Here is a 24199-nt window from a genome sequence, read left to right as displayed (position 1 = left end):
TATGGATGTGTATTTATGATTTCCGGCTTAAGATCCTATTGTAAATGAATACACCACATGAAAATGAAATTTATGGCAATATTGCCCTTAAACGTCCATGTGCGTATTTAGTATTTATATTCGCCATTGGCCAATTGATTTAATCTGTAAATTTTCTTAATGCATACTGTCCAAAGATCCGTACTTCTCCCTTACAAGGCAAGCCAGATGTTTGATCTGGTTTCCGATGTTGAAAAATATCCTGAATTCATGCCGTGGTGTGGCGGCTCTGCCATAAAAGAACAACTTGAAGATGGCGTGGTGGCATCGGTTACCATCAGTCTTGCAAAAATAAAACAGACTTTTACCACTCGCAATACCTACACCTATCCGGAAAAAATAGAACTGAAACTGGTTGATGGTCCGTTTTCAGCGCTTAATGGCACATGGGAATTCATTGAATTGGATGAAGACGCCTGTAAAGTGGTCTTTACCCTTGATTATGCCTTCAATAGCAAAGCACTTGAAATGCTGGTGGGACCTGTATTCAATCGTATCGCCAATAGCTTTATCGACTCTTTTACCAAACGAGCACAGGTTATTTATGGTGACCGCTGATCTTCATGTTTCACTTAACTTTCCGGTTACCACAAGCCAGATCTGGAGAAAAGATTTTTATGTGCCAGCCGGAAGCACGATTGCTGATGCCATTGCTTTAAGCGGCATTGCCAACGCATTCCCGGATCTGGATCTGGGCAGTCTTGGAAAGGGTATTTTTGGCATCAAATGCTCGTCACAACAATTTGTGCAAGAAGGAGACCGGATTGAGCTTTACCGCAAGCTGGTGTTTGATCCCAAAGAGTCCCGACGACGCAGGGCTGAACACCGCAAGGCAGGTATCCTGACCAAAAAACATCTCAGACAGAAAAAATCACGCATTAACAACTACACCGAACATCGGGATAATACTTAAAATCATACGACTCAAGGAGGAGCAATGTCGTCACCTGTTTTATTCACTGAACTCAATACCCATAATGGATACAAAGTGGGTGTTGCCACCCTTAACCAGCCCAAGATCCTGAATGGACTTTCGCTTGAGATGTGCCGCTTGCTGGGCAAGCAGCTTGCCCAATGGGAGGCAGACCCTGATGTCGTGCTGGTGATCATGCAGGGGGCTGGAGATAAGGCTTTTTGTGCGGGTGGTGATTTGCATGGGTTGTACCAAAGCATGCAAACCTGGCAAGGGCAGGGAGCATGGGCAAATACGTATTCACGTGAATTCTTCGACATTGAGTATAAACTGGATTATCAAATCCATACCTATAGTAAACCCATTATTTGCTGGGGACACGGTATTGTCATGGGTGGGGGCATAGGGTTGATGATTGGTGCCAGCCATCGGGTGGTTAGTGAAACTTCCCGGCTGGCCATGCCGGAAGTCAGTATTGGTTTGTTTCCTGATGTTGGCGGGAGCTGGGTTTTAAATCATTTGCCAGGTAAAACCGGAGTTTTCCTTGCCAGTACCGGTGCCATTCTGAATACGTCTGATGCGCTTTTTTCAGGTCTTGCCAACTATCAGGTCGATTATGCCAACTGGGAGGCAGTGGTTAATGGTTTGCTAGATGCTGCCTGGCAAAAACCCGCGCATCGACGCTTTAATGATGACCTGGTTCACGCTGTTCTGGCTGCACATAAAGGCAAACCGGTTGAAGCAGGACCGTTGCAACAACATTATGCCCTGATCAATGAAATTTGCGCACCGGTTAATATTCAGACCATTTATCAGAATATTGCCGAGCTGAAAGATAATGATGATCCGTGGTTATCCCGTGCCGCTACCACCATGCTAAAGGGTGCACCACTATCCATGGCGCTGGGCGTTGTCTTGCAACAAAAAACCTTGCACTTGTCTTTGGCCGATGTATTTCGCATGGAATATATTGTGGCACTGCATTGTTGTGCCGATGGCCAGTTGCAGGAAGGCATTCGTGCCCTTTTGGTGGATAAGGACAAATCTCCAAAATGGATGCCAGCTGACATTAACGATGTGACTGATGAGTTGCTTGAATCTTATTTTGACAGTCCCTGGCCCAAATCAGACAGACATCCTCTGTCTGATTTGGTTTAAAGCCCATCCGGAAGTATGTGCCTTGAACTACTTCCGGATTTCAGGCTTTTCAAGTGAGTATGGTATTTCAACCAGTTCCACTTTGGGGCCTTCAAGGCTGCCAATGTTTATCTGATTATGCTCAAGGGCGGACAGTTTGGTTTCAAACAGCAGATAAACTTTTCCATCATAAGCGGTGCTGTTGACGATTTGTCCGCATGGCTCATTGGTATCCTGTGCATCAAACACATCTTTGCCAGGCTGCCAGATTTCAGGATCTGTGGCATTGGCAACGATCCCAATTGCCATGCGGCGTTTCAACGTACCGCGGTAGTGACTACGCGCAACCACTTCCTGGCCAGGGTAACATCCCTTGGTAAAGCTAATCCCATTAATCACATCAAAATTAATGCTTTGCGCAATGAACAGTTCCTGGTTGCCTTTTTCAATCCATGGAGTGCCGCTCAGGATTTCCATGGCATCCCATTGTGCCGTGTCTTTATGGCTTAATAGTGAGCAGAAGCACTCCTGGTCACGTGTTTGCGCATCATAAACGCAAATGAAACGTTTATTGCCTGCGACATCTGGCAAGGCAATCCAGGTGCATCCGTCTTTTGAGGTGACCTGCCATGCCGGCATTTGCTGCAAGTCCAATGCGAGACGTTTACCCAATGCTTCGATTGAGGTGGACCAAATCCCTTTGATGCTTAGTGTTTCCGGGGTGAATACCACTTTTGAGCGCATAACAAACATGCGCAGACGCTTGATCATGGGTTCGGCAATGTCGTTGCGAACCAGAAACCGGAAGATTTCTTCATTATCTGCCTGGACTTCTTTCCAGATCAGAAAACTGGCCAGTACGCGCCCTTTGGGAGAGCAGTAAGCCGACAGCACGGCATGATTTTCAGTGGCCAGAGTCATATCCTGGGTGAGCTGTCCCTGCAGGAAGTTGGTCGCATCGGCGCCACTGACAGAGAAAGCCGTAAAATGAGTGAGATCGCTTTGAAATAAAGTGTCGTCAATAGGTTCTTGAGGTTCTGAGATCATGACTATTATCCTGCATTACTGATACAAACTTGAATGTTGGAATAGTACGCCATATTGCACTGGACAGGGGTATTTCCCCGGGCATGATAAAGGTTAATTCGTGCCATCGTGATGTATCCGGCCCTATTGTACAAAGCCTTTTGACTCATGCCTTTTAATGGATGGTTATTGTCTTGTTGCCTGATACAATTGAGCCTTGTTCAATTACCTCAATACGCTTTTACGCATGAAATTATTCAAGTCCCTTGCCCTGGCTTTTGTTATCGGCAGCCTGCTGCTGGTCATTGGCTTGGGCGGCAAAGTCTGGCACTGGTCCACCAGCCCCATTCCAATGTCAGCCCAGGCGGTGGAATTCACGGTTCCCAAAGGCAGTACCATACGTACGGTTGCCGAAACGCTTGCCAAGGCTGGATTGGATATTGAACCACAGCTTTTTATTTTATACGCCCGTTATACCGGACAGGATGTCCAGCTCAAGGCGGGTGCCTATGAAGTTACCCAAGGTATGACACCGGTTGATGTGCTGGACAAACTGGCCAAAGGTGACATGATCAAGCGCCAGATTGCCCTGATCGAAGGCTGGACTTACAAACAAATTCGTCAGGCTTTGCAGGCCAATAAGGATATAAAGCAAACATTGGCGGATATCAGCGATGAAGAGCTCTTGAAGAAACTGGGTTCCGACCATACGCATCCGGAAGGCTTGTTTTTTCCTGAAACCTATGTATTTGTACCGGGAGATACCGATTTTCAGATTTTAAAGCGCGCTTATGACGAAGGACAGACGCGATTGATGCAAGCCTGGGAGAGCCGTGATCCTGATACGCCGCTTAAAACGCCTTATGAAGCCCTGATTTTGGCCTCGATTGTTGAAAAAGAAACCGGTCACAATCAGGATCGTGATCGGGTGGCGGGCGTTTTCATTAACCGTCTCAAGGCCAATATGCTTTTGCAGACAGACCCTACTGTCATTTATGGAATGGGTGACAATTACAAAGGCAACATTAGCAAAAAAGACCTGCAAACCGATACGCCATGGAATACCTATACCCGCCAGGGCTTGCCTCCTACACCTATCGCGATCCCCGGCGCTTTGTCCATACAGGCGGCTTTGCATCCTGAAAAACATGGTTATTATTATTTTGTGGCGCGCGGTGACGGAACCAGTGAGTTTGCTGAAAACCTGAGAAAACATAATCAAAACGTACAAAAATTCATCTTGAAAAGGGGTCAGTAATGACAGGGCTTTTTATTACACTGGAAGGCGTGGATGGCGCCGGCAAAAGTACCCATATGAAGTGGTTGCCCGATTTTTTTAAAAATCAGGGGCTTGACGTAGTCATGACGCGCGAGCCGGGTGGCACGCCTGTGGGTGAAAAATTACGTGAAATTTTGCTGCATGATGCCATGAGCCAGGAAACAGAGGCCTTGCTGATGTTTGCTTCGCGCCAGGAAAACATTAACCAGCTCATCAAGCCAGCTTTGGCGGCAGGCAAGTTGCTGCTTTGCGATCGATTTACTGACAGTACTTATGCCTATCAGGGGGGAGGACGTCATTTTGATCTCAACAAGATAGCTGCGCTGGAAAACTGGGTACAGGAAGGTCTTAACCCGGATTTGACGCTGCTTTTTGATGTACCCCTTGCAGTATCGCGCGAACGATTGGGCCGAAGCGGTGTCAGTCTTGACCGGTTTGAACAGGAAAATGATGCTTTTTTCGAGGCGGTGCGTGGTGCCTATTTGCAACGAGCGGCCACTGAGCCACATCGCTTTTTGCTCATTGACTCCACCCGGCCTTTTGAAGAGGTCAGGGCATTCATAGAAACCCGCGTGTTGCAGTTTATCAGGCTGAAAAACAATGCATCTACCTGAGTTTTTACCATGGCAAACGGATATTGCCCGTCAATGGCTGGGCAATAAGGAACGGTTTTCACACGCCTGGATTATTCATGGCATTCCTGGCATAGGCAAACTGAAATTTGCCCATGCGGCGGCAACCGGCTTGTTGTGCGAATCCTCCCATAATGGCATCGCATGTGGACACTGTGAATCCTGTGGCTGGGTCAAGTCAGGAAATCACCCCGATTTGCGGATAGTATTGCCCGATGCCATTGCCGTTAAGGAAGGTTTTGTTACCACCCCGGAAAACGATGAGGAAAGTGGTGCAAAGAAAACCCTGTCCCAGGACATCAGGATAGAACAGGTACGTCAGCTTGAAAAACTGTTTAATGTTTCCACGCATCGGGGCGGTTACCGTGTCATTGTTCTGTACCCGGCAGAAAGCCTGAATGCAGCTTCTTCCAATGCCTTGCTAAAAGTGCTTGAGGAGCCACCAGAAAATACCATTTTTCTTTTGGTCACGCATGCTATCCAGCGATTGCTGCCTACTTTGCTGTCACGATGTCGTCGTCTGGCCTTGCCCATACCGGAACGCTCGGTGGCCCTGTCCTGGCTACAGAAAAACGGGGTGACCGATGGTGAGGTTTGGTTGGCTTCCACCGGTGGCGCGCCGTTAAGCGCTTTGGCCTTCAGTCAGTCTGATTATGAGCCCGTTAAATACTGGCTCTCGGCGTTCGCTGACAAACTGGCGCACCGGGAAATGCCCAACCTTGATAAATTGGCGGAATTACTGGAAAAAATCCCGGCAACGCAATGGCTGGACAGCCTTCAACGGTTTGTTTTTGATATCAATCTTAATCGCCATGGGCAAGCCTCCCGTTATTTTCCCACCTTGGGTAAAAATGTTTCTGGTATCGCAGGCAATATGGCTGCGGATAAAATTGCCCAGCTCTTTAAATGGCTGGCAGAGCAGCAACGTATTGCCGACCATCCGCTTAATGCCCGTTTGTTTATCATCTCTACCTTGCAACGGGTTGCATTAAGCTGTATTTCAAAGTCGTAATTAAATTTTCATAAGTATTAATCATGTTTGTCGATTCTCACTGTCATCTGGATTTCCCTGAATTAAGCCAGGATCTGGAAAATATTCTGGATAAAATGAAACAGAATAATGTCGGGCGCGCTTTGTGCGTCAGCGTAAATTTACCTGACTGGCCAAGAATTATTGCGCTGATAGAAAAATATCCGCACCTTATCGGTTCGGTTGGTGTTCACCCTGACTACGAAGACACACCGGAACCAACCGTTGAGATGCTGTGTGAGCATGCCTTGCATCCGAAAATTGTGGCCATTGGTGAAACCGGTCTTGATTATTACCGGCTCAGTGAGCCATTGGACTGGCAACGGGATCGTTTTCGGGTACATATCAGGGCAGGCGTTCAGTCTGGTTTACCGTTAATCATTCATACCCGTTCTTCCGCTGAAGATACGATCCGCATCATGAAAGAAGAGGGTGCGCATCAGTGTGGTGGTGTCATGCATTGCTTTACCGAAACGTGGGAAGTGGCTCAGGCAGCCATTGAGCAGAATTTTTATATTTCACTCTCGGGTATTGTCACCTTCAAGAATGCCCATCAATTGCATGAAGTGGCTCAAAAAGTCCCGTTAGAACGTTTGCTGATTGAAACTGATTCGCCTTATCTGGCACCGGTTCCTTTCCGGGGTAAACTGAATGACCCGTCGAAAGTGATTCACGTGGCCGAAAAAATTGCCGATCTCAGGGGGGTGACACTAAAAGAGATTGAAGAGGCCAGTACCGAGAACTTTTTCAGGTTGTTCCACAAAGCACAACCGTAAATCAAGGCAAATTTGCCTGTTTGGGTTTCCTTGAATATATTTACGTTTTGTATACTGCTTATTTGTTATGTTTGTTATGATCCAATTAATTTAAAAGGTGGGTAATGCGCATTAGTAAATTGAAATCTTCCTTGCTGGTTGGTGCCATGTTTGTGACCATGACGTCATTTGCCAATACATCGATTTCCTGGTGGAACGACATCAAGAACAATCGGGTATCTTCCGTTAAGGCGGCCATTGCCAAAGGCCGTGATGTCAATGCGCTTAACCAGAATGGTCAACCTCCCATCATGCAGGCTATTCGTGATAAATCAATGGATGTTTTTGATCTTCTGGTCAGAGACCCTAATATCAACCTTAATATTGAAAACATTAATAATGAAACACCCTTGATGTATTTGGCCATTATCGGTGATGTGCGTCGCGCAGAAGGACTTATTTTTCGGGGTGCAGACGTCAACCGTTTGGGGTGGGCACCCTTGCATTATGCTGCTTCAATGGGACATGTTGATATGATCAATATGTTGCTGGCTAATGGCGCTTTCCCCAATGCACCGGCTGCAGAAGGCAGCTCACCTATTTATATGGCGGTAACCTCTAAAAATCCCCAAGCGGTCAAAGCATTGCTGGCTGCGGGTGCCGATCCCAGAGCCGTTAACCAGCTGGGTAAAAATGCCATTGATTTGGCCCGGGAACTAAAGCAGCCCGGACTTGTCGAAATTATGCTTCGATAACCGGATTTCTTCATGAAACATCATTCCCGTATTCTTCCACTGAATCTTTTGTTTTCTCTTGCCCTGTTGGTAGGCTGGACAAATGCACATGCTGAACAGGTTTATTGTCAAAGTCCCTGGCTAAAGCCCAACGGGAAAATTGAAGGGAATATTAATGGGGGGAAGGGGCATTTTATGATCAGGATCAACCAGGTAACAAAAGCGGCCGGCAATGATTGCCATGCCGATTTGCATATCCAGGCAAATGCACCCATAGCCGGACAGCAGATCAATGGTTCGGGCAATTTTCGGCTCATGGTCAACAGTGGGGGCTCTACCCTTAGTGGCTCGTTTGATTCGGCAGGCTTGCTGGGTACCGTCATGCGTTCCGTCGTAAATAGCCGGGTCAATGGATACTTTCTCAAGCCAGCCAATATCATGAATGAGCAATTCGACTCCTTGCCTGCACAAACCTACAGGGCTGATGCCCAGGCGTCCATGTCTTTGCCTTCCTCAGTGCCTATTAGCCAAGTCAACATAGAAAATGCATTTTTGCAGTCTACCCAAAGAAAAGTTGGAAAAGAACAGCAAATTCATACACAAATGGGGCCGATGAGCTGTAAGCCGATCACTTACACGGGTACTCTTTCCAGTGGTCAGATTCAATCCACACTTATTCCTTCAGGCAAGTCTGCCGGCAATAAGCCGGTTACCGTCACTGAATGGTATTGTCCTGCAAAAGGGCTGACCATGAAAATGGATATTAAAAGCGGAAATTCGATTTATACGGTTGCCGTTACTAATGTCAATTAAACAACACTCAATCTGTCCCCATTAAAATTTAATATTAATTAAACGGGGACAGATTAATAACTCAAAACAGAACAAGTACAATTCAAGAAGTTAGTAAGACGGCTCATTTCATCGGAGAGCTTTAATGACTTCAGAATTTACCACTTCGCACTTGCTGCCTTCATATCTGAATCCAAATGACTTGGGCGCATGGGGTATTTATCTTCAGCAAATTGATCGGGTAACCCCCTATTTGGGTTCCCTGGCCCGCTGGGTAGAAACACTGAAGCGACCAAAGCGCTCATTGATTGTAGATGTTCCCATTGAATTGGATAACGGTACCATTGCCCACTTTGAGGGCTACCGTGTTCAGCACAATACATCACGTGGACCGGGCAAGGGCGGCGTACGTTTTCACCAGGACGTTTGCCTGTCCGAAGTCATGGCCCTGGCAGCCTGGATGTCTATTAAAAATGCAGCGGTCAATTTGCCTTTTGGTGGTGCCAAAGGCGGTATTCGCATTGATGCGCGCAAGTATTCCAAAAAAGAACTTGAACGTGTCACACGGAGATATACCAGTGAGATTGGTCTCATTATTGGCCCAAGCAAAGATATTCCAGCGCCCGATGTCAACACCAACTCTCAAACCATGGCCTGGATGATGGATACCTATTCCATGAATGAAGGTGCCACGTCAACGGGTGTTGTTACCGGCAAGCCTATTGCATTGGGTGGTAGTCTTGGTCGCATAGAGGCAACAGGCCGTGGTGTGTTTGTAGCAGCTTGCGAAGCGGCCAAAGATTTGGGTCTTAGTGTGTCCGGGTCAAGGGTGGCCGTACAGGGGTTTGGTAATGTAGGTGGCACAGCTGCCCGATTATTCCATGAAACCGGTGCCAAAGTTGTTGCGATACAAGATCATACCGGTACTATTTTCAATGAAAATGGCATCGATATTCATGATTTGTTAAATTTCGTTGAAGATCATCCTGGTGTCATGGGTTTCCCTGAAGCAACCGCCATTTCCAATGAAGATTTCTGGGAAGTTAGCAGCGAATTCCTGATTCCTGCCGCTCTTGAGAATCAAATCACCATCAAAAATGCGGATCAGATCAAGACAAAAATCCTGGTGGAAGGCGCCAATGGCCCAACCACCCCGGAAGCCGATGACATCCTAACTCAAAAAGGGATATATATTGTACCTGATGTGATTTCCAACGCTGGTGGTGTAACTGTCAGTTATTTTGAATGGGTACAGGATTTCTCCAGCTTTTTCTGGAGTGAAGAGGAAATCAACCAACGCCTTGAGCGCCTGATGCGTGATGCTTATCGTGCTGTCTCTGATGTTGCAAAACACCATGAGGTCAGTTTACGTACAGCGGCATTTATTGTGGCCTGCACACGTATCCTCGAGGCCCGTGAGCTACGTGGTCTTTACCCTTAATGGTTTTTTTGTAAAAGTTTGCGGTGTTAAACCCTGGTTTTAACAGATCCGCCAGAGGAATCCGTTAAAACCAGGGTTTCTTTTTGCTGCAAACGTTAGTGTTTATCCAAGGATTTTGCTGTTTGCCCAAACAATATTTTCCTTGCTTCATCATCATGCACGGTGGGTGAAGGATTAATTTCACGGGCAATCTCATAAGCACGTATCGTTGCTGGTCGTGCTTTTATCAATTCATACCAGCGTTGCAGGTTAGGAAAATCCTCAAGGTTCTGTCCCTGTTTTTCATGTGAAACAATCCATGGATAACAGGCCATATCGGCAATGGAATATTGACCTGCGATATAAACCCTGTCTTCCAGGTGTTTGTTAAGTACCCCGTACAAACGATTGGTCTCATTACGGTATCGATCAATGGCGTAAGGGATTTTTTCAGTGGCGTATTGGGAAAAATGATGGTTTTGGCCAGCCATGGGGCCTAAACCCGCCATTTGCCAATACAGCCATTGCAGGGTTTCCGTTCTTATTCTCAAATCGGAAGACAGGAATTGACCGGTTTTATTAGCCAGGTAATGCAATATTGCACCTGATTCAAAAATGGAAATAGGCTCACCCTTATCAATCGGGTCATGATCAACAATGGCTGGAATACGATTATTAGGCGCTATTTTCAGAAAATCAGGTGAAAATTGTTCTCCCTTGGAAATATTGACAGGAATAATTTTATATTCAAGGCCTGTCTCTTCCAGGAACATTGTAATTTTATGACCGTTTGGTGTTGTCCAATAATACAGATCAATCATGATAATGCTTCCTTTATATCGGTTTCCAGTTGCTCAGGTTTGGTCACAGGCGCATAGCGTCCGATAACCTCACCCTGGCGGTTAATCAAAAACTTGGTAAAGTTCCATTTAATGCTTTGGTTGCCTAAAATGCCAGGTTTTTCCTGTTTTAGCCATGTGTACACTTCATTCTCATGGCTGCCATTGACATCAATTTTACTCATGATGGTAAAACCGACATCATGATTCAATTGACAAAAAGAGACAATTTCTTCGTCTGTGCCCGGTTCTTGACGGCCAAACTGGTTGCAGGGAAAGGCAATAATTTCAAACCCCTGGTCTTTATAAGTCCGATAGAGTTTTTCAAGACCATTATATTGAGGCGTAAACCCACAGTAGGAGGCCACGTTGACGATAAGGACCACTTTTCCTTGCAAACAGGCAAAGTCAAGAATATGGCCATCGGCCTTGGTCGCGGAAAAAGAAAACAGGGATTTCATGTTGGTTTTTTCTCCATATCATCTCGAATGGGATGCCGGGATGTAACCGCACACCCTATGGAGGCACTTACAATAAAAGCAATGGCCAGCCATTGAGCAAAAGTCAGTAATTCATGCAATAGGATAACACCTGCCACTGCACCCATGGCGGGTTCAAGGCTAAGCAAGACACTCATGGTTTTACGGGGTAGGGCGCGCAGGGAAATCATCTCAAGGGAATAGGGGATTGCACTGGACATGATGGCTACACCCAATCCAAATAACATAAGGGATGGATTCAACAGCGTGGTTCCTGCGTGACCAATACCAAAAGGTAAAACCACCAAGGCTGCAACTGTAATACCCAAACAGGACGCCTGACCGGGATGAATATTACGGGTACGCTGACCAAAAATGATATATAAAGCCCAACCTGCACCTGCAATCGCAGCATAAACAACACCCACTGGATCCAGGGCTGTTATTGAATCTTGTTGGGGAATAAGCATATATAAGCCCGTTGCCACCATGATAATCCAAAGGAAATCAATTTTTTTGCGTGACGAGTAAATGGCCAAACCCAACGGACCGATAAACTCAATGGCGATTGCAATACCCAGGGGAATGGTACGTAGGGCCATGTAAAACAAAAAATTGATGGATGCGAGGGACAAACCGTACAAAACAATACTTAAGGCATCCTTACGATTGAGCCTGAAGCGCCAGGGGCGCCATACGCACCACAGGAGCAAGGCGGAGAATGCCAATCGGTAGGTTGTTGTGCCTTGCGCACCCACTTCCGAAAACAGGGATTTGGCAAATGAAGTGCCAATACACAATGAGGCCATGGAGCCTATTAATGCAATAATTCCTATCGTATGGGAATAGGCGGGAGAAGAGGGTGTTGACATGAAGGTGTGATATTACAGGTGTCAGAGGGTAAATGTTTCATTCTATCGGATTGAAACTTTAATTGTTGAGCAGCATGAACTCTAGCCGTTCAAGTGTTGCTTTTCCCCATAAAACAGTGCCTTTACAGCGTAACTGTAAAGGCACTGAAAAATACTTGTTAACTTGAAATGAATATGAAAAATTGTGGTTTTATTTCATTTCAAGCTGGCTTTTTTCAACCACCGATTTTGCCAGGTCGTAATTGTCTTTGATTTGTTGGGCAAATTCTTCGGGAGTATTGCCAGCCGGGAAGGCCCCCTGTTTTTCAAGCGCAGCAATAATTTTGGGCTCTTTAAGGGCATCTTGTGTGGCCTTGTTTAGCTTTTCAATAATTTCTGGTGGTGTTCCTGCGGGAGCCAGCAAACCATAGAAGACGCCATTATTCAATTGCGGGTAACCCATTTCCGCATAGGTTGGCACATCCGGGATGTCTTTCATGCGTTCGGGCCAGGCGACCGCCATGGCTTTAAGCTTGCCAGTCTGGATATGAGGCATGGAAGAAGGCAGGTTATCGAACAGGCTATGCACCTGACCGCCCAGGGTGTCAGCAACAGCCGGACCGGAGCCTTTATAAGGTACGTGTACCAAATCTACGCCAACTGCCTGCTTGAAGGCTTCACCATTGAGGTTGCCAATACTGCAAATGCCCGGTGACGCATAGGTGTATTTTCCGGGATTGTCTTTAAGTACCTGCACGAACTCTGCAAAATTGTTGGCTGGAACACCAGGATTAACGACAATAACGTTTGGAGTATTGACAAAATTGCTGACCGGCGCGAAATCTTTTTGTGGATCGTATGGCAAATCATTGGGGCGGCAGGCTGGATTGACGGCCATGGTCGAGACTGTGGCCAGGGACAGGGTGTAGCCATCGGGTTTTGCCCGTGCTGCCTCTGCGGCACCAATGGCGCCACCCGCACCGGCTTTATTTTCAATGACCATTGATTGACCCAGGATCTTGGACATTTCCTGTACCACAATACGGGCCACAATATCGGTAGAACCGCCTGGTGCGAAAGGTACGATAACCCGAATGGGTTGATTGGGATAATTGGACGTTGCATGTGCCAGGCTGCCCAGTGACAGGCTGGCAACGGTGGTTGCCAGTACAAATGCTTGTTTTAATTTCATTGAATCCTCCTAATTTAGGCCCTAGTGTAGATAAAATTTGCAGTTAATCAAATGGGTAAATACCATGACATAGATAGTTACTATTTGTGGCAGATCAGATCGGGCGGTTGATATCACTGATTTAATCCCGGAACACTATCTTAATACCCGGACATTTCATGAAAAATTAATGGCCATTTTGCTCCGTTACAAATAATAATTTTTACAAGTTATTGAAATAATGAAAGAAATGGGATTTTTGCTGAGATAGTAAATGTTAGAATAAGACCCTGAATTTATTCAAACAATACAATAAGGCTTTAATAATGAAAAAATGGTTATTAGCTGCAACTGCCGTCCTGTCCATGTCTGCTTTTACCCATGCAGGCAATAATGAAATCACCGTTTTCCAGGATCCCAATTGTGGGTGTTGTGATGGCTGGAACCAGCATATGCAAGATGCCGGCTTCAAGATTAAATCGATTAAAACCGGCAATATGACTGCCGTAAAAGAAAAGCTTGGTGTACCGTTAAATCTGGCTTCCTGCCATACCGCTGTAGTTGACAGCTCAGGTCAAATCATTGAGGGGCATGTCCCTGCCACAGCCGTACATAAAATGCTGGCCAATGCATCCGTCAAAGGTATTGCCGCACCCGGAATGCCATTGAATTCTCCTGGCATGGGGCCTATGGATGGCAACCTGCTTACCGTGGATTTTGAGGGACAACCGTTTTCAAAAGACTAATCGTGAGCATAATAAGCGATGTTTTTAAGGTCAATCAGTAACCCTGTTTGCGGCACTTAAAATACTTTTTTTTGCAAAGCCTGTTTTGCCGCTGCGCTGGCATGAATCGCGGTGGTATCAAACAGGGGAAGCGGTGAATCTTTAGCACCAATCAGCAAGGATATTTCAGTGCAGCCCAATATTACGGCTTCAGCGCCTTGACTGGCCAGCCGCTGGATAACTTCCCGATATGTCTGGCGTGATGACTCTTTTAAAATGCCCAGGCAAAGTTCATCATAAATAATTTGATGTACCTGACTCCGGTCCTCGGTTCCGGGTACCAGAACCTCAATGCCATGTTTATGGCTTAATCTGCCACGGTAAAAATCCTGCTCCATGGTAAAACGGGTTCCCAGCAAGGCTACGCGTTTATATCCTGCCTGTTTAATGGCTTGGGCGGTAGGGTCTGCAATATGCAATAACGGGATTTGTGTGGTCGATTCAATAGCAGGCGCCACTTTATGCATGGTATTGGTACATAACACCAGAAAATCAGCGCCAGCCTGTTGTAAAAGCAGGGCGGTATCGGCCAGTATTTTTCCGGCCTCATCCCATTTTCCTTGATGCTGCAGCTGTTCTATTTCCTGGAAGTTAACGCTATACAGGATTATTTTTGCCGAGTGCAGGCCACCCAGCCGTTCTTTGATAGCCTCGTTAATTTGGCGATAATAAGGAATGGTTGATTCCCAACTCATTCCACCTATTAAACCGATGGTTTGCATTTAGGCTCCCTGAAATGTTAGGTGATGTTTTTGTGATTCGGGTACAATAGCACCGCTATGTATTGACGGGTTACAGCTTATTCCACACGGCATTGTAACAAATAAACGATAGAGTTTTTACCCGGTGAGACTCTAAACATCACTTGAATTTTGGTAGTCATGTTGTTCGCATAATGTATATTATGTAAAGTAAATGATTTATGCATGATTGCATTCCCCCATTCGCTTATAACCTATGACTAAAACCTCTGTCATTGGTTGGTAACATATTTGCTTATATAATATATGGTCTTTTTTATTTGCTGATTGCTGCTTAATGCACTTTTGCTTGATCATCAGCAATACAACTCATAGGTAAAGATATGAATTCACGCTTGAAAGTATTATTGGCAAGCTGCGCCGCTTTAACCGCCTTTATGCAACCCGCCCTTGCGGATGATTTATCTTGTCAGGGTTCTATTGGCAATAAGCAAATCGACGCCAATATCAAAGTGCCCCAAGGCGCTCACTGCAACCTGAATGGAACCCGTGTTGATGGCAATATCGAAGTCTTTCAAGGTGCCACGCTGGTACTTAAAAATGCAAAAATTGACGGTAACGTGATTTCAAAAAAAGCCGGCAAGATTCAAATCTCTGATAGCCGTATCGATGGCAATATAGAAGCTAAAACCCATACACCCTCATTTTCCGTGAAAAACACGACCGTTGATGGCAATATTGTTTGTGGTCAGGGTAGCCGCCTTTCAGGCGGCAATAACCGGGTTGATGGAAATGTCGAATGCCAGTACTAATATAAGCGCTTAAACTCACACGACTGTTTTACATATGTTCTGCATGAAAACGTTGCAGCATCATGAAAGCTTCTTCGATGGAGTCAACCATTTTGAACAAGGCCAGGTCGTGTTCGTTAATCATGCCTTCGTCAACCAGAAACTCGAAGTCGATGGCTCGTTTCCAGAATTCGGAGCCAAACAGGATGATTGGGATGGGATCCATTTTTTTGGTCTGCACTAAAGTCAATACCTCAAACAGCTCATCCATGGTTCCGTACCCACCGGGAAAAACAACCAATGCCTTCGCCCGGACAAGAAAATGCATTTTCCGGATGGCAAAATAATGAAACCGGAAAGCCAGCTCAGGCGTGATAAAAGGATTGGGGGTTTGTTCATAAGGCAAGGTAATATTCAGGCCTATTGAACGTGCCTGGCTTTCATAAGCCCCTCGGTTGGCCGCTTCCATAATGCCTGGACCACCACCTGTCATAATGACATAATCACATACGCCCTCTTTTTGAAAGTGTTCTGAAATCATCTTTGCAAAACGGATGGCCTGTTCATAGTAATGTGCATTTCGCAGGTTGCGCTCTGCCCTTTTATGAGCCTTAAGCATGACTTCATCTTGCGGTGAACCATCAAGCATTTTCTCGATTTGTTCCATTTTGCTTTTGGCTTCTTCGGGTGAGCTTATGCGCGCACTCCCAAATACCACAACCGTGGAACGTATGCAGTTTTCATTCAGTATCTTGTCTGTTTTGAGGTATTCAAGTTCCAGGCGCTGGCCACGCAGTTCATCACTGGCCAGAAAATCGAGGTCTTCCTGGGCAAGCCGGTAGGTGACACCTTCTTTTATGTTTTTTTGCAGCGCTTTGCGCTTTTCATAATCAATCATGTGTTATTACAGTTCAGTTAACCTTAAGTGTTAGTCTTAATTGAATGAAATCGTTTCCTGTCTTTTGGGAATATGTACATTCCAATTCAATTCTTCCATCAGCCGGTTCGCCAGCGTTTCTGCGGGATTGGGTTCACCATGGACCAGGTAAATATGTTTTGGGGCTTTTTTAAACCCTTTGGCCCAGTTCAACAGGGCCGGCTGATCAGCATGGGCAGACAGTCCCCCGATAGTATGAATAGTTGCCCTGACATTGATTTCCTCACCAAAAATACGCACTTTTTTAACGCCATCAACCAGACGACGGCCTAATGATCCCATGGCTTGAAACCCCGTAATCATGATGGCGCACTCTGGTCTTCCCAGGTTATGGCGCAAATGATGCTTAATGCGGCCCGCGTCACACATACCACTGGCAGAAATAATAATCGCACCTGAACGGATTTTATTCAGCAGTTGTGACTCTTCAGCACTTTCGGTGAAATAAAGATTGGGTAATTCGGTACCGATTTCCTGCCAGGTCAACATTTTTTTGGCTTCCTCGTCAAACAGCTCCATATGTTTCATGGTAATGGCCGTTGCCTTGGTTGCCATCGGGGAATCAACAAAAACCTTGAGATCATTTATTTTGTCATGACGTGCCAATTGCAGTAGTTGGTAAATGACTTCCTGGGTTCGCCCCACTGCAAAAGCGGGAATAATAACATTTCCCTTGGGTAAAGTCCGTTTGAAAATATCAACGATTTCTTCTTCCGTCGAGTTGCTTGTACGGTGAGGCCGGTCACCGTAAGTGGACTCCATAACCAGGATATCCGCCTCTTCAATGATTGTTGGATCACGTAAAATGGGTCTGCCTGGTTGGCCAAGATCGCCGCTGAACACGACTTTACGGGTAATGTTATCCTCGGTAATCCAGATTTCAATAATGGCGGATCCCAGGATATGGCCGGCATCCTGAAAACGACATTTTATGCCAGGCGCCAGATCTATGATGCTTTCGTATCCAATTTCTTTTATATGCTTAAGCGTTTGCAGTGCATCAGCCATGTAGTAGATGGGGGTAGTGAGCCCGTAATGCCTGCCTTGTCGTGAACGTGGTTTGCGACTGGCCCGTTCGGCATCGACTTCTTGTATGTGTGCGCTGTCAGGTAACAGAACATCAAGCAAGTCGGCCGTTGCCCGGGTGGTGTATATATATCCCGAATAACCGTCTTTTATCAATTTTGGCAGCATGCCGCTATGGTCAATGTGGGCATGGGTAAGCAGCACAAAATCCAACTCGTGGGGATCAAAGTCGAAGGGTTGCCGATTCCGGATGGGGGCTTCACGACCGCCTTGCAACATGCCGCAATCAACCAAAAACTGAATATTACCGGTTTGCACCAAAAAGCAGGAACCGGTTACCTCGCCGGCTGCACCCAGGAATTTGATTTTCATATTTTGCCTACTCGTATTGGTCTACAACGTTAATGATCATAGTCTTGCAGCTTTACTTATTCAAGCTGCTTTTATCGGATTTATCCTTCTCATGATCTTTTTCGGTTAAAGCTAACGCATTTATTTTTTCAAGTAATTGCGCCATTTCCTTTTGTAATTCAAGGTTTTGTTGCTGTTGTGCCAATGCGTTTGTCAGTGTTTCGTTTTCTTTTTTCAGCAGTTCAAACCGTTGCTCGTTCTGGGATTTATATTGTTCAAATTGCGTAACAAGCACGTGGTATTCATCTTGAACTGCCTGCATTTTCAGACGAACTGTTTCATTAAGCTGTGATAATTGACGGTATTTTTCATGCGCCTCTTCCAGCTGGTTTTTTAACGCTTGCTCGTTTTGCTTTTGTGTCTTAAGACTTTGTTCAAGCTTTTGTTGAACCAGTTTTGTTTCCTGCCGGGCACGATCAATTTCACTGACTGAACGCAATTCCAGCGACCTGAAACGGGTTTCGAGCCCTTCCCTTTCCTTGATGTGTTGCTGATTGGCATTTTCCAACACCTGCTCTGCCGCTTCTTGCTGGGCCTTGTTTTCTACCAGCAAGTCGGCAATCTGAATTTTCAAACGCCCTGCTTCATTATTCAGACTTTCATATTCGCGGTTTCTTTGTGCCAGGATGTTCTTTGTGTCTTGCAGTTGGGCGGCCATCGTGGCCAATAGCTTTTTCTGTTCTTTTAAGGCTGCCTCATGCAATTGTTTACTGTGTTCAAAGGCCTTTTTTTCATCATCCAGTATTTGTTTTGCCCGTTCGTTTTCTTCCTGTTGGTTTTTAACCGAGTTTTTGGCGATTATTGTGGCCTGTTCAAGAGCCAGCGCCCAGACATGCCGTATGGTCTGCTCGACCGGTTCGGGGGCTGTTATTGTGTTTTTCTGGTTAAAGGACGTTCCATTAATGCGTTTGCCCAGGATGGCAAACCAGTTTTCCAGCATGGGGCTGATGGTATTGGGTGAACCCCGCCCTATTCTTAACCTGATCCGCTCTATGGTTGGCCGCTGCCCCTCAAGCAACAATTCATCTGCCGCTTTCCAGACATCTTCCTGTTGAATTCCACGCCCTGAACTTTTTAATTGCATCATTTTGAATACACTTTAGAATATAGCTTTCGATAAGTAAAAATTATCATAAGCTATTTGATTTATTTGTAATATACAATACATAATACATATTATATATTACAAATATGGAATTTACCCAATGTTTTTACGTCAAAATGGTGTTTATGCCCACACAAAGCCTTAAATTGCTGAACCAATTGCCATTGCTGGATCCCACCTCATTGCATGAAGCCACCCAAAAGGCAATTGCCGACATCGTGTCTGAAGGTGAGTCTCAAAATACGCGGAACAGCTACAAAAGCGCCATGAAATACTGGGCCGTCTGGTACAGAATGCGTTATAACCAGGCATTCACCCTTCCCCTGCAAGTACCCGTGGTGCTGCAATTTATTGTTGATCATGCCGTGCGCCATACCCCAACAGGTGACACCATTGGTTTGCCCGCCGAGCTCGATGTATTTCTGGTTGAAAACAAATTCAAGGCGCAACGGGGCCACTTTTCAATAGCCACCCTTTTGCATCGCCTGGCTGTCTTGTCCAAGGCACACCAAATTGCTTTTGCCAGTCCGAATCCCTGTAAAGATCCTCGCGTACAGGAGTTGATTGGCAAAACACAAAAAGCTTATGCAAAAAAAGGCATGCATTCCGTCCAGCGCCCGGCACTTACCAAGGAACCGCTTGCCCAGTTGCTGGAAACCTGTGACGACTCGATTAAAGGCCTGCGGGATAGAGCCCTGATATTATTCGCCTGGGCCAGCGGCGGAAGACGCAGATCCGAGGTATCGGATGCCCATTTTGACAGACTCATCCATAAACCCGAGACGGGAGATTACTTATATTTGCTTTTATATTCAAAAACCAATCAGACAGGACAGGCATCCGCCAATGCCTATAAGCCGGTTTCCGGTCAGGCCGCCCAGGCACTGGCCAATTGGATTGCCGCCAGCCAGATAAAAAATGGTTATATTTTCAGGCAAGTTAACAAAGGTGGGGCTATCGGTGAAAAACTCAGCCCGGTTTCGGTGAACAATATTATTAAATCCCGTTGCAAACAGGCTGGATTAAGTGAAGAATATTCCGCGCATTCACTGCGATCGGGCTTTGTGACCGAGGCAGCCAGGCAAAATATTCCCATTGCCGAAACCATGTTAATGACCGGTCACCAAAATATTAATACCTTAATGAGGTATTATCGCGAGGGAAATGTTTTGGAAAGCAAGGCCTCTAAATTGTTTGATAGTCCGGCTGAATAGTTTTTCAGAATCTGAACGGCAAATCTGAACTAAATGTACGCTGTGGTCTCTCAACTGTTTGCGCCAAATCAAATCTTCTTTTTAAATATTATATTTATTAATATTATATTTGAGTATATAATGTTAACCATCTTAGATTGAAATTATGAACACAACACTTACTACGGATATGTCCTTTGCCATGCGGCAAGGCGCTACTGAAGCCATAAAGTTGCTTAAGGTCATGGTTAATGAAGACCGTTTGCTCATGATCTGCCATTTGTTTGAGGGTGAAAAAACAGTGGGCGAGATTGAAGAATTACTGGACATTCATCAACCCAATCTTTCGCAACACTTAACGGTTCTCAGAAAAAACGGGGTGGTACAAACACGCAAGGAAGGCAGAAATGTTTACTACTCCCTGGCAGACCCAAAAGCCGTTGCCATGCTTGAAACATTGCACCGCTTATACTGCAATGATACGGCCTCATCCTAAGGCATTTTCCATGTCATTGCTTGTGTTCAACATAATTTCCAATTGTCAGTTTTTTGTTAATCCATCAAAAGGGCTTTATCATGAATAAAAATGTTGGCGGTATCGATAAACTTTTGCGTATTATCGTGGGCGTGGTTTTGATTGTGCTGGCGATTACCGGAACAATCGGATGGTGGGGTTACCTGGGCATTATTCCCCTGGTAACCGGCTTTATTAGTTATTGTCCACTTTATGCCATCATTGGCGTCAAGACCGCTTGTCCACTGAGTAAAAAATAATTACGCCTGTTCATTTCAAGATGGTTCGGATTCGGGCATTTTTTTGTTTAATGCTAATGCCCGGTCCTTTTACTTTTACGACCGTAGGCAACGGTATCACTTTGCCACTGGACGGATCCACAGGCTGCCCATTTTTTCTGATTTCATAATGCAGGTGCGGCCCGGTGGAGTTACCGGTTGATCCCACAAAACCGATTAAATCCCCTTTCTTTACATACGAACCCAGAACCAGTCCGGGGGCATAGCGTTCAAGATGGGCATAAAGCGTGCTGTAAGTATTATCATGTTTCAGCACTACGGTTTTGCCGTATCCCCCGCGGTTAGCCAGGTAAACCACTTTGGCCGCCTGTATGGCCGTAACAGGCGTTCCTGCCGGCGCAGCATAGTCAACTCCCGTATGCAAGCGCATTTCCTGAAAAACCGGATGCATTCGCCAGCCATATGAAGAGGAGAATCTCGCATCCGGCAACGGATTGGTCATCAGACTTTGCAGGGTTATATTCTTGCCGCAATGGTCACAGGCTCCCATGACAATGACGTCACTATCCAGCTCTGGAATATCACTCAGATCAATATCGGTACTGCTTTGGGCAAAGACACCCAGTGGCAGACCCAGCAACAAAAGCAGCAAAAATTTATTCAATAGAATAATCCGTGTGAAATGATTCAAGGCACAATAAAGCAGGCATAAGCAATAATGAACATTTCGTTGCGTTCAATCGCTATATAATCGCACTCATCCCTATTATATTAGTAGACATTCCGGGTAAAACCAACCGTGAAATTGATAAAAACCGTAAAACCATTCATTGCCCTGGTCTTTGGTACTGTTGTCCTGTCAGGCTGCACTCCAGAACCTTATCCGCCTGAAATAAAAACAGACCTGATTTCTTTGTGCATGGAAGGCATCTTGTCGGGCCAGACTAATGTGGTCATTGAAGACAATAAGACACTTGATGCCTCCGAGTCTCTCAGACTGTGTGAATTCAGGTATGGGGAATTCATTAAAAAAGTGCCACTTGCCGATTATTTGGATCAGCAAACCCATTTGTACGAAAGCTTTCAGCGGGCATATCGCCAGAAATACATCCTAGAGGATGTCTACAACAGTCTTTCTCCCAAAGACAAAAAAACGTTTGCCACCACATCCCAAATCATGCTTGGGCTAGATGCCGGAGAACTGGAATAATGATAAAAATGCTCATAAACATGGGATGTACCCTGCTTGGCGCTGCGCTCATCATGACAGCCACTCATGCGCAAGAACAAACCTATCCCAACCATGAAAGAGAAAAGGCCATTATTTTTTGCATGACCCGGGAATATGTATTGCAATACCAGGAAGAACCCGCCGAAAAGGACCTGTTCCCTGTCTGTGAATCACGCTTTGCCGAGTTGGAAAGCAGTATCCCTTATGAAAAATACAAAGCAGTCAGGGATAAAGGCTACATGATTTACCCAGATAATCAAAGTACCGAATTAATGGAAAAATACTTCGACATTTTAATGGGGAAGTATTAAGTCCATACCTCACAGTTACCAAGGAGATTTACATTGTCAAACATCGGACTTGTTCATTTGATTAAAAAAAACCTGCCACTGCTTGCATTGGCAGCAATAGGATTTTCCGGTTCATCTGCCGTCCTTGCCGATACCGCCAAATGGCCCGAGCACGAATTGAAGCTTATCGTACCGTTTGGGGCCGGATCAACCCCGGACCAGATTGCACGCATTGTGGCAGAAAAAGCATCCGGCACACTGGGACAGGTCATTGTCATTGACAACAAGCCCGGTGCTGGCGGCAATATAGGTACAGCTGCCGTCGCACATGCCAAACCCGATGGTTATACCTTTGGCATTTCAATTACCGGCCCCTTGGTCAACAACCCGTTTATTTATAATAACTTAAGCTACGATCCGGAAAAAGACCTCTCTCCGCTTACGATGGCAGTCACACAGCCCAATATCATTGCCGTGCGAAGTGATTCAGGCATCACAAACCTTCAGGAGCTGGTTGATAGAATCAAGGAAAATCCGGACAAGTTCAATTACGCCACACCAGGTACTGGCACAGGTTCTCATTTATCCATGGAGCTGATGCTGCAGGCTTTCAATGGTGTCGCAACGGCTGTGCCGTATGCCTCTTCGCCTAATGCCATGAATTCTTTACTGGCGGGCGATACACAGTTTACCGCTTTGGCCCCCATTGCCGTGCTGCCACTGGTTAATGATGGCCGCTTAACCGCTTTGGCTCAAACAACGGCAGAACGAGTCAGTGCCCTGCCCGAGATCCCCACTGTTTCAGAGGCGGGCGTACCGGGCATTGAAGGCTCAGCCTGGTCAGGCTTTATTATTTCATCAAAAGTGGATAAAGCCATACAGGACAAACTGGCCAATGCCTTGGTTGACGCACTGAATGACCCTGTCGTAAAAGAGAAGTTGCAGGCCCAGTATATGGACCCGATTCCAGGTACACCCGAGCAGTTCAGGGAGTACATGAAGCAGGAAAAAGCTCGCTGGGAGCCGCTGATTAAAAAACTCGATTTAAAAATTAACTGACATCCCACCATCAATGGTAATAACTTGTCCATTGATATAAGAAGCAAGGCCCGAAGCCAGAAAAACCGCCGCGCCAGCGATCTCTTCGGGCTTGCCCCAGCGCTGCATGGGTACCCGAGCCACGAAAGCCGGACCTTTTACTTTGTCTTCGGCCAGGGATTTATTGGTTTCAGTAGCAAAAGGACCGGGAGCAATCGCATTGCTGGTAATGCCCTGGCGGGCATATTCCACGGCCAGAGACCTCATTAAGCCGGTCAGGCCCATTTTTGTTACCGGGTATACAGCATCACCAGAACGCGCCAGTTCACCCGCTATGGATGTCATGGAAATAATTCGTCCAAAACCGTTTTTAGTCATTAATTCGGCCGCTTTCTTGGAAGTGTAAACGGCTGCAGTCAGATTAGCTTGAGTGAGCGCCAGAATATCTGGCAAGGTGCTTTCAGCAAGAGACTTGCGAATGCGCATTCCCATATTATTAACCAGAATATCGCAGCGACCGTAATCCTGTGTTATTTTTTCAAATGCAGCGTCTATTTGTGCAAAATCAGACATATCCGCACAAATCCCTCGCACGGTGATTCCCTCATCAGCCAATTTTTTTATACACTCAGCGACACTTTCCCGTGTTCTGCCATTGATGATCACGGTTGCACCACTTTGCGCCATTGCCTTGGCAATTTCAAGGCCCAACCCTCTTGTTGAGCCGGTCAAGAAGGTGACCTTGTCATCCAGATTAAATTGTTTCAGATAGGAATGGGTGTCAGTATTGAAAGACATACGATAAAATTGTTTTTAAGGTTAAACTTGAAAAATATTTTGG

At 45.8% G+C, this 24199-nt stretch carries 29 protein-coding genes; 18 read left to right on the top strand and 11 right to left on the bottom strand.

Features of this window, described 5'->3' with window-relative positions; genetic code table 11:
- The first annotated feature begins 159 nt into the window (after window positions 1–159).
- From KU392_RS08575 to KU392_RS08565, 3 genes are read left to right on the top strand one after another with little or no spacing between them, the layout of a single operon-like run.
- Window positions 160–597 (top strand): type II toxin-antitoxin system RatA family toxin, encoded by a 438-nt coding sequence (locus KU392_RS08575; protein WP_169294438.1) that lies wholly within the window; start codon window positions 160–162, stop codon window positions 595–597.
- Window positions 584–952: an RnfH family protein gene (locus tag KU392_RS08570; protein ID WP_211182321.1), complete on the top strand. Its 369-nt coding sequence runs from the start codon at window positions 584–586 to the stop codon at window positions 950–952. The genes KU392_RS08575 and KU392_RS08570 overlap by 14 nt, the downstream gene beginning before the upstream one ends.
- Window positions 953–976: 24 nt before the next feature.
- The gene (locus KU392_RS08565) at window positions 977–2110 is read left to right on the top strand and encodes an enoyl-CoA hydratase/isomerase family protein (protein ID WP_169294440.1); all 1134 of its coding nucleotides are present in this window, start codon (window positions 977–979) and stop codon (window positions 2108–2110) included.
- Between the two features lie 27 nt (window positions 2111–2137).
- On the opposite strand, the gene ygfZ is transcribed toward KU392_RS08565, so the two are convergent.
- Window positions 2138–3136 carry a CAF17-like 4Fe-4S cluster assembly/insertion protein YgfZ gene (gene ygfZ, locus KU392_RS08560; protein WP_217735082.1) on the bottom strand — a complete coding sequence of 333 codons (999 nt, stop codon included), beginning with the start codon at window positions 3134–3136 and terminating at the stop codon, window positions 2138–2140.
- A gap of 226 nt (window positions 3137–3362) precedes the next feature.
- On the opposite strand from ygfZ, the gene mltG reads away from it, so the two are divergent.
- The 7 genes from mltG to KU392_RS08525 all read left to right on the top strand — a co-directional run bounded on the left by mltG (window position 3363) and on the right by KU392_RS08525 (window position 9778).
- A complete protein-coding gene (mltG, locus tag KU392_RS08555; RefSeq protein ID WP_217735081.1) occupies window positions 3363–4373 on the top strand; it encodes an endolytic transglycosylase MltG in 1011 nt (336 codons plus the stop codon).
- The gene (gene tmk, locus KU392_RS08550; RefSeq protein ID WP_217735080.1) at window positions 4373–5008 is read left to right on the top strand and encodes a dTMP kinase; all 636 of its coding nucleotides are present in this window, start codon (window positions 4373–4375) and stop codon (window positions 5006–5008) included. Before mltG ends, tmk begins: the two co-directional genes overlap by 1 nt.
- Window positions 4995–6038 carry a DNA polymerase III subunit delta' gene (holB, locus tag KU392_RS08545; protein WP_169294444.1) on the top strand — a complete coding sequence of 348 codons (1044 nt, stop codon included), beginning with the start codon at window positions 4995–4997 and terminating at the stop codon, window positions 6036–6038. The genes tmk and holB overlap by 14 nt, the downstream gene beginning before the upstream one ends.
- A gap of 23 nt (window positions 6039–6061) precedes the next feature.
- Window positions 6062–6832 carry a TatD family hydrolase gene (locus KU392_RS08540; RefSeq protein ID WP_169294445.1) on the top strand — a complete coding sequence of 257 codons (771 nt, stop codon included), beginning with the start codon at window positions 6062–6064 and terminating at the stop codon, window positions 6830–6832.
- Window positions 6833–6936: 104 nt separating this feature from the next.
- The gene (locus KU392_RS08535) at window positions 6937–7566 is read left to right on the top strand and encodes an ankyrin repeat domain-containing protein (RefSeq protein WP_169294446.1); all 630 of its coding nucleotides are present in this window, start codon (window positions 6937–6939) and stop codon (window positions 7564–7566) included.
- A gap of 174 nt (window positions 7567–7740) precedes the next feature.
- On the top strand, window positions 7741–8358 hold the full coding sequence (locus KU392_RS08530) for a hypothetical protein (RefSeq protein ID WP_217735079.1): 618 nt from the start codon (window positions 7741–7743) through the stop codon (window positions 8356–8358).
- Between the two features lie 124 nt (window positions 8359–8482).
- A complete protein-coding gene (locus tag KU392_RS08525) occupies window positions 8483–9778 on the top strand; it encodes a Glu/Leu/Phe/Val family dehydrogenase (protein ID WP_169294448.1) in 1296 nt (431 codons plus the stop codon).
- 95 nt (window positions 9779–9873) lie between these two features.
- On the opposite strand, the gene KU392_RS08520 is transcribed toward KU392_RS08525, so the two are convergent.
- The 4 genes from KU392_RS08520 to KU392_RS08505 form a co-directional block, all read right to left on the bottom strand.
- Entirely contained in the window at window positions 9874–10578 is a 705-nt protein-coding gene (locus KU392_RS08520) for a glutathione S-transferase N-terminal domain-containing protein (RefSeq protein ID WP_217735078.1), read from the bottom strand.
- Window positions 10575–11057, bottom strand: coding sequence for a glutathione peroxidase (locus KU392_RS08515; RefSeq protein ID WP_169294450.1), 483 nt, complete (start codon window positions 11055–11057; stop codon window positions 10575–10577). Before KU392_RS08515 ends, KU392_RS08520 begins: the two co-directional genes overlap by 4 nt.
- Window positions 11054–11947: an EamA family transporter gene (locus tag KU392_RS08510; RefSeq protein ID WP_169294451.1), complete on the bottom strand. Its 894-nt coding sequence runs from the start codon at window positions 11945–11947 to the stop codon at window positions 11054–11056. Before KU392_RS08510 ends, KU392_RS08515 begins: the two co-directional genes overlap by 4 nt.
- A 190-nt stretch (window positions 11948–12137) precedes the next feature.
- A complete protein-coding gene (locus KU392_RS08505) occupies window positions 12138–13118 on the bottom strand; it encodes a tripartite tricarboxylate transporter substrate binding protein BugE (protein ID WP_217735077.1) in 981 nt (326 codons plus the stop codon).
- Window positions 13119–13423: 305 nt separating this feature from the next.
- Between KU392_RS08505 and KU392_RS08500 the strand changes: the two genes are divergently transcribed.
- Entirely contained in the window at window positions 13424–13843 is a 420-nt protein-coding gene (locus tag KU392_RS08500; protein ID WP_169294453.1) for a DUF411 domain-containing protein, read from the top strand.
- 56 nt (window positions 13844–13899) lie between these two features.
- Here the strand turns inward: KU392_RS08500 and KU392_RS08495 are convergent, their stop codons facing one another.
- Complete coding sequence (locus tag KU392_RS08495) at window positions 13900–14604, bottom strand: aspartate/glutamate racemase family protein (protein WP_169294454.1); 705 nt, start codon at window positions 14602–14604, stop codon at window positions 13900–13902.
- 362 nt (window positions 14605–14966) lie between these two features.
- Here KU392_RS08495 and KU392_RS08490 point away from each other — a divergent pair, with 362 nt between their 5' ends.
- The gene (locus KU392_RS08490) at window positions 14967–15395 is read left to right on the top strand and encodes a hypothetical protein (protein WP_217735076.1); all 429 of its coding nucleotides are present in this window, start codon (window positions 14967–14969) and stop codon (window positions 15393–15395) included.
- A 28-nt stretch (window positions 15396–15423) separates the two neighbouring features.
- Here KU392_RS08490 and KU392_RS08485 read toward each other — a convergent pair whose 3' ends face one another.
- Genes KU392_RS08485 through KU392_RS08475 form a run of 3 tightly spaced genes read right to left on the bottom strand, consistent with a single transcriptional unit; the run spans window position 15424 to window position 18835 of the window.
- Window positions 15424–16272, bottom strand: coding sequence for an LOG family protein (locus KU392_RS08485; RefSeq protein ID WP_217735075.1), 849 nt, complete (start codon window positions 16270–16272; stop codon window positions 15424–15426).
- 36 nt (window positions 16273–16308) lie between these two features.
- Window positions 16309–17709: an MBL fold metallo-hydrolase RNA specificity domain-containing protein gene (locus tag KU392_RS08480; RefSeq protein WP_169294457.1), complete on the bottom strand. Its 1401-nt coding sequence runs from the start codon at window positions 17707–17709 to the stop codon at window positions 16309–16311.
- Between the two features lie 52 nt (window positions 17710–17761).
- Entirely contained in the window at window positions 17762–18835 is a 1074-nt protein-coding gene (locus KU392_RS08475) for a DNA-binding protein (RefSeq protein WP_217735074.1), read from the bottom strand.
- Window positions 18836–18978: 143 nt separating this feature from the next.
- On the opposite strand from KU392_RS08475, the gene KU392_RS08470 reads away from it, so the two are divergent.
- The 3 genes from KU392_RS08470 to KU392_RS08460 all read left to right on the top strand — a co-directional run bounded on the left by KU392_RS08470 (window position 18979) and on the right by KU392_RS08460 (window position 20820).
- On the top strand, window positions 18979–20067 hold the full coding sequence (locus KU392_RS08470; protein WP_169294459.1) for a site-specific integrase: 1089 nt from the start codon (window positions 18979–18981) through the stop codon (window positions 20065–20067).
- A gap of 145 nt (window positions 20068–20212) precedes the next feature.
- Window positions 20213–20542, top strand: a complete 330-nt coding sequence (locus KU392_RS08465; protein WP_211182322.1) for an ArsR/SmtB family transcription factor — start codon at window positions 20213–20215, stop codon at window positions 20540–20542.
- 80 nt (window positions 20543–20622) lie between these two features.
- On the top strand, window positions 20623–20820 hold the full coding sequence (locus KU392_RS08460) for a YgaP family membrane protein (protein ID WP_169294460.1): 198 nt from the start codon (window positions 20623–20625) through the stop codon (window positions 20818–20820).
- 10 nt (window positions 20821–20830) lie between these two features.
- Here the strand turns inward: KU392_RS08460 and KU392_RS08455 are convergent, their stop codons facing one another.
- A complete protein-coding gene (locus tag KU392_RS08455) occupies window positions 20831–21463 on the bottom strand; it encodes a M23 family metallopeptidase (protein WP_169294461.1) in 633 nt (210 codons plus the stop codon).
- Window positions 21464–21598: 135 nt separating this feature from the next.
- Here KU392_RS08455 and KU392_RS08450 point away from each other — a divergent pair, with 135 nt between their 5' ends.
- The 3 genes from KU392_RS08450 to KU392_RS08440 are packed head-to-tail and all read left to right on the top strand — an operon-like array spanning window position 21599 to window position 23379.
- On the top strand, window positions 21599–22009 hold the full coding sequence (locus tag KU392_RS08450; protein ID WP_287811560.1) for a hypothetical protein: 411 nt from the start codon (window positions 21599–21601) through the stop codon (window positions 22007–22009).
- Complete coding sequence (locus KU392_RS08445; protein ID WP_217735073.1) at window positions 22009–22341, top strand: hypothetical protein; 333 nt, start codon at window positions 22009–22011, stop codon at window positions 22339–22341. The genes KU392_RS08450 and KU392_RS08445 overlap by 1 nt, the downstream gene beginning before the upstream one ends.
- A gap of 33 nt (window positions 22342–22374) precedes the next feature.
- The gene (locus KU392_RS08440; RefSeq protein WP_246587387.1) at window positions 22375–23379 is read left to right on the top strand and encodes a Bug family tripartite tricarboxylate transporter substrate binding protein; all 1005 of its coding nucleotides are present in this window, start codon (window positions 22375–22377) and stop codon (window positions 23377–23379) included.
- On the opposite strand, the gene KU392_RS08435 is transcribed toward KU392_RS08440, so the two are convergent.
- Window positions 23365–24156, bottom strand: a complete 792-nt coding sequence (locus tag KU392_RS08435; protein WP_169294463.1) for an SDR family oxidoreductase — start codon at window positions 24154–24156, stop codon at window positions 23365–23367. The genes KU392_RS08440 and KU392_RS08435 overlap by 15 nt on opposite strands.
- Window positions 24157–24199: the final 43 nt, after the last annotated feature.

Origin of the sequence: Advenella alkanexedens (assembly GCF_019132845.1) — a bacterium.
Taxonomy (GTDB): Bacteria; Pseudomonadota; Gammaproteobacteria; order Burkholderiales; family Burkholderiaceae_B; genus Advenella; species Advenella alkanexedens.
The sequence above is the reverse complement of the archived record's forward strand: the minus strand, read 5'-3'. Positions and strand labels throughout refer to the sequence as shown.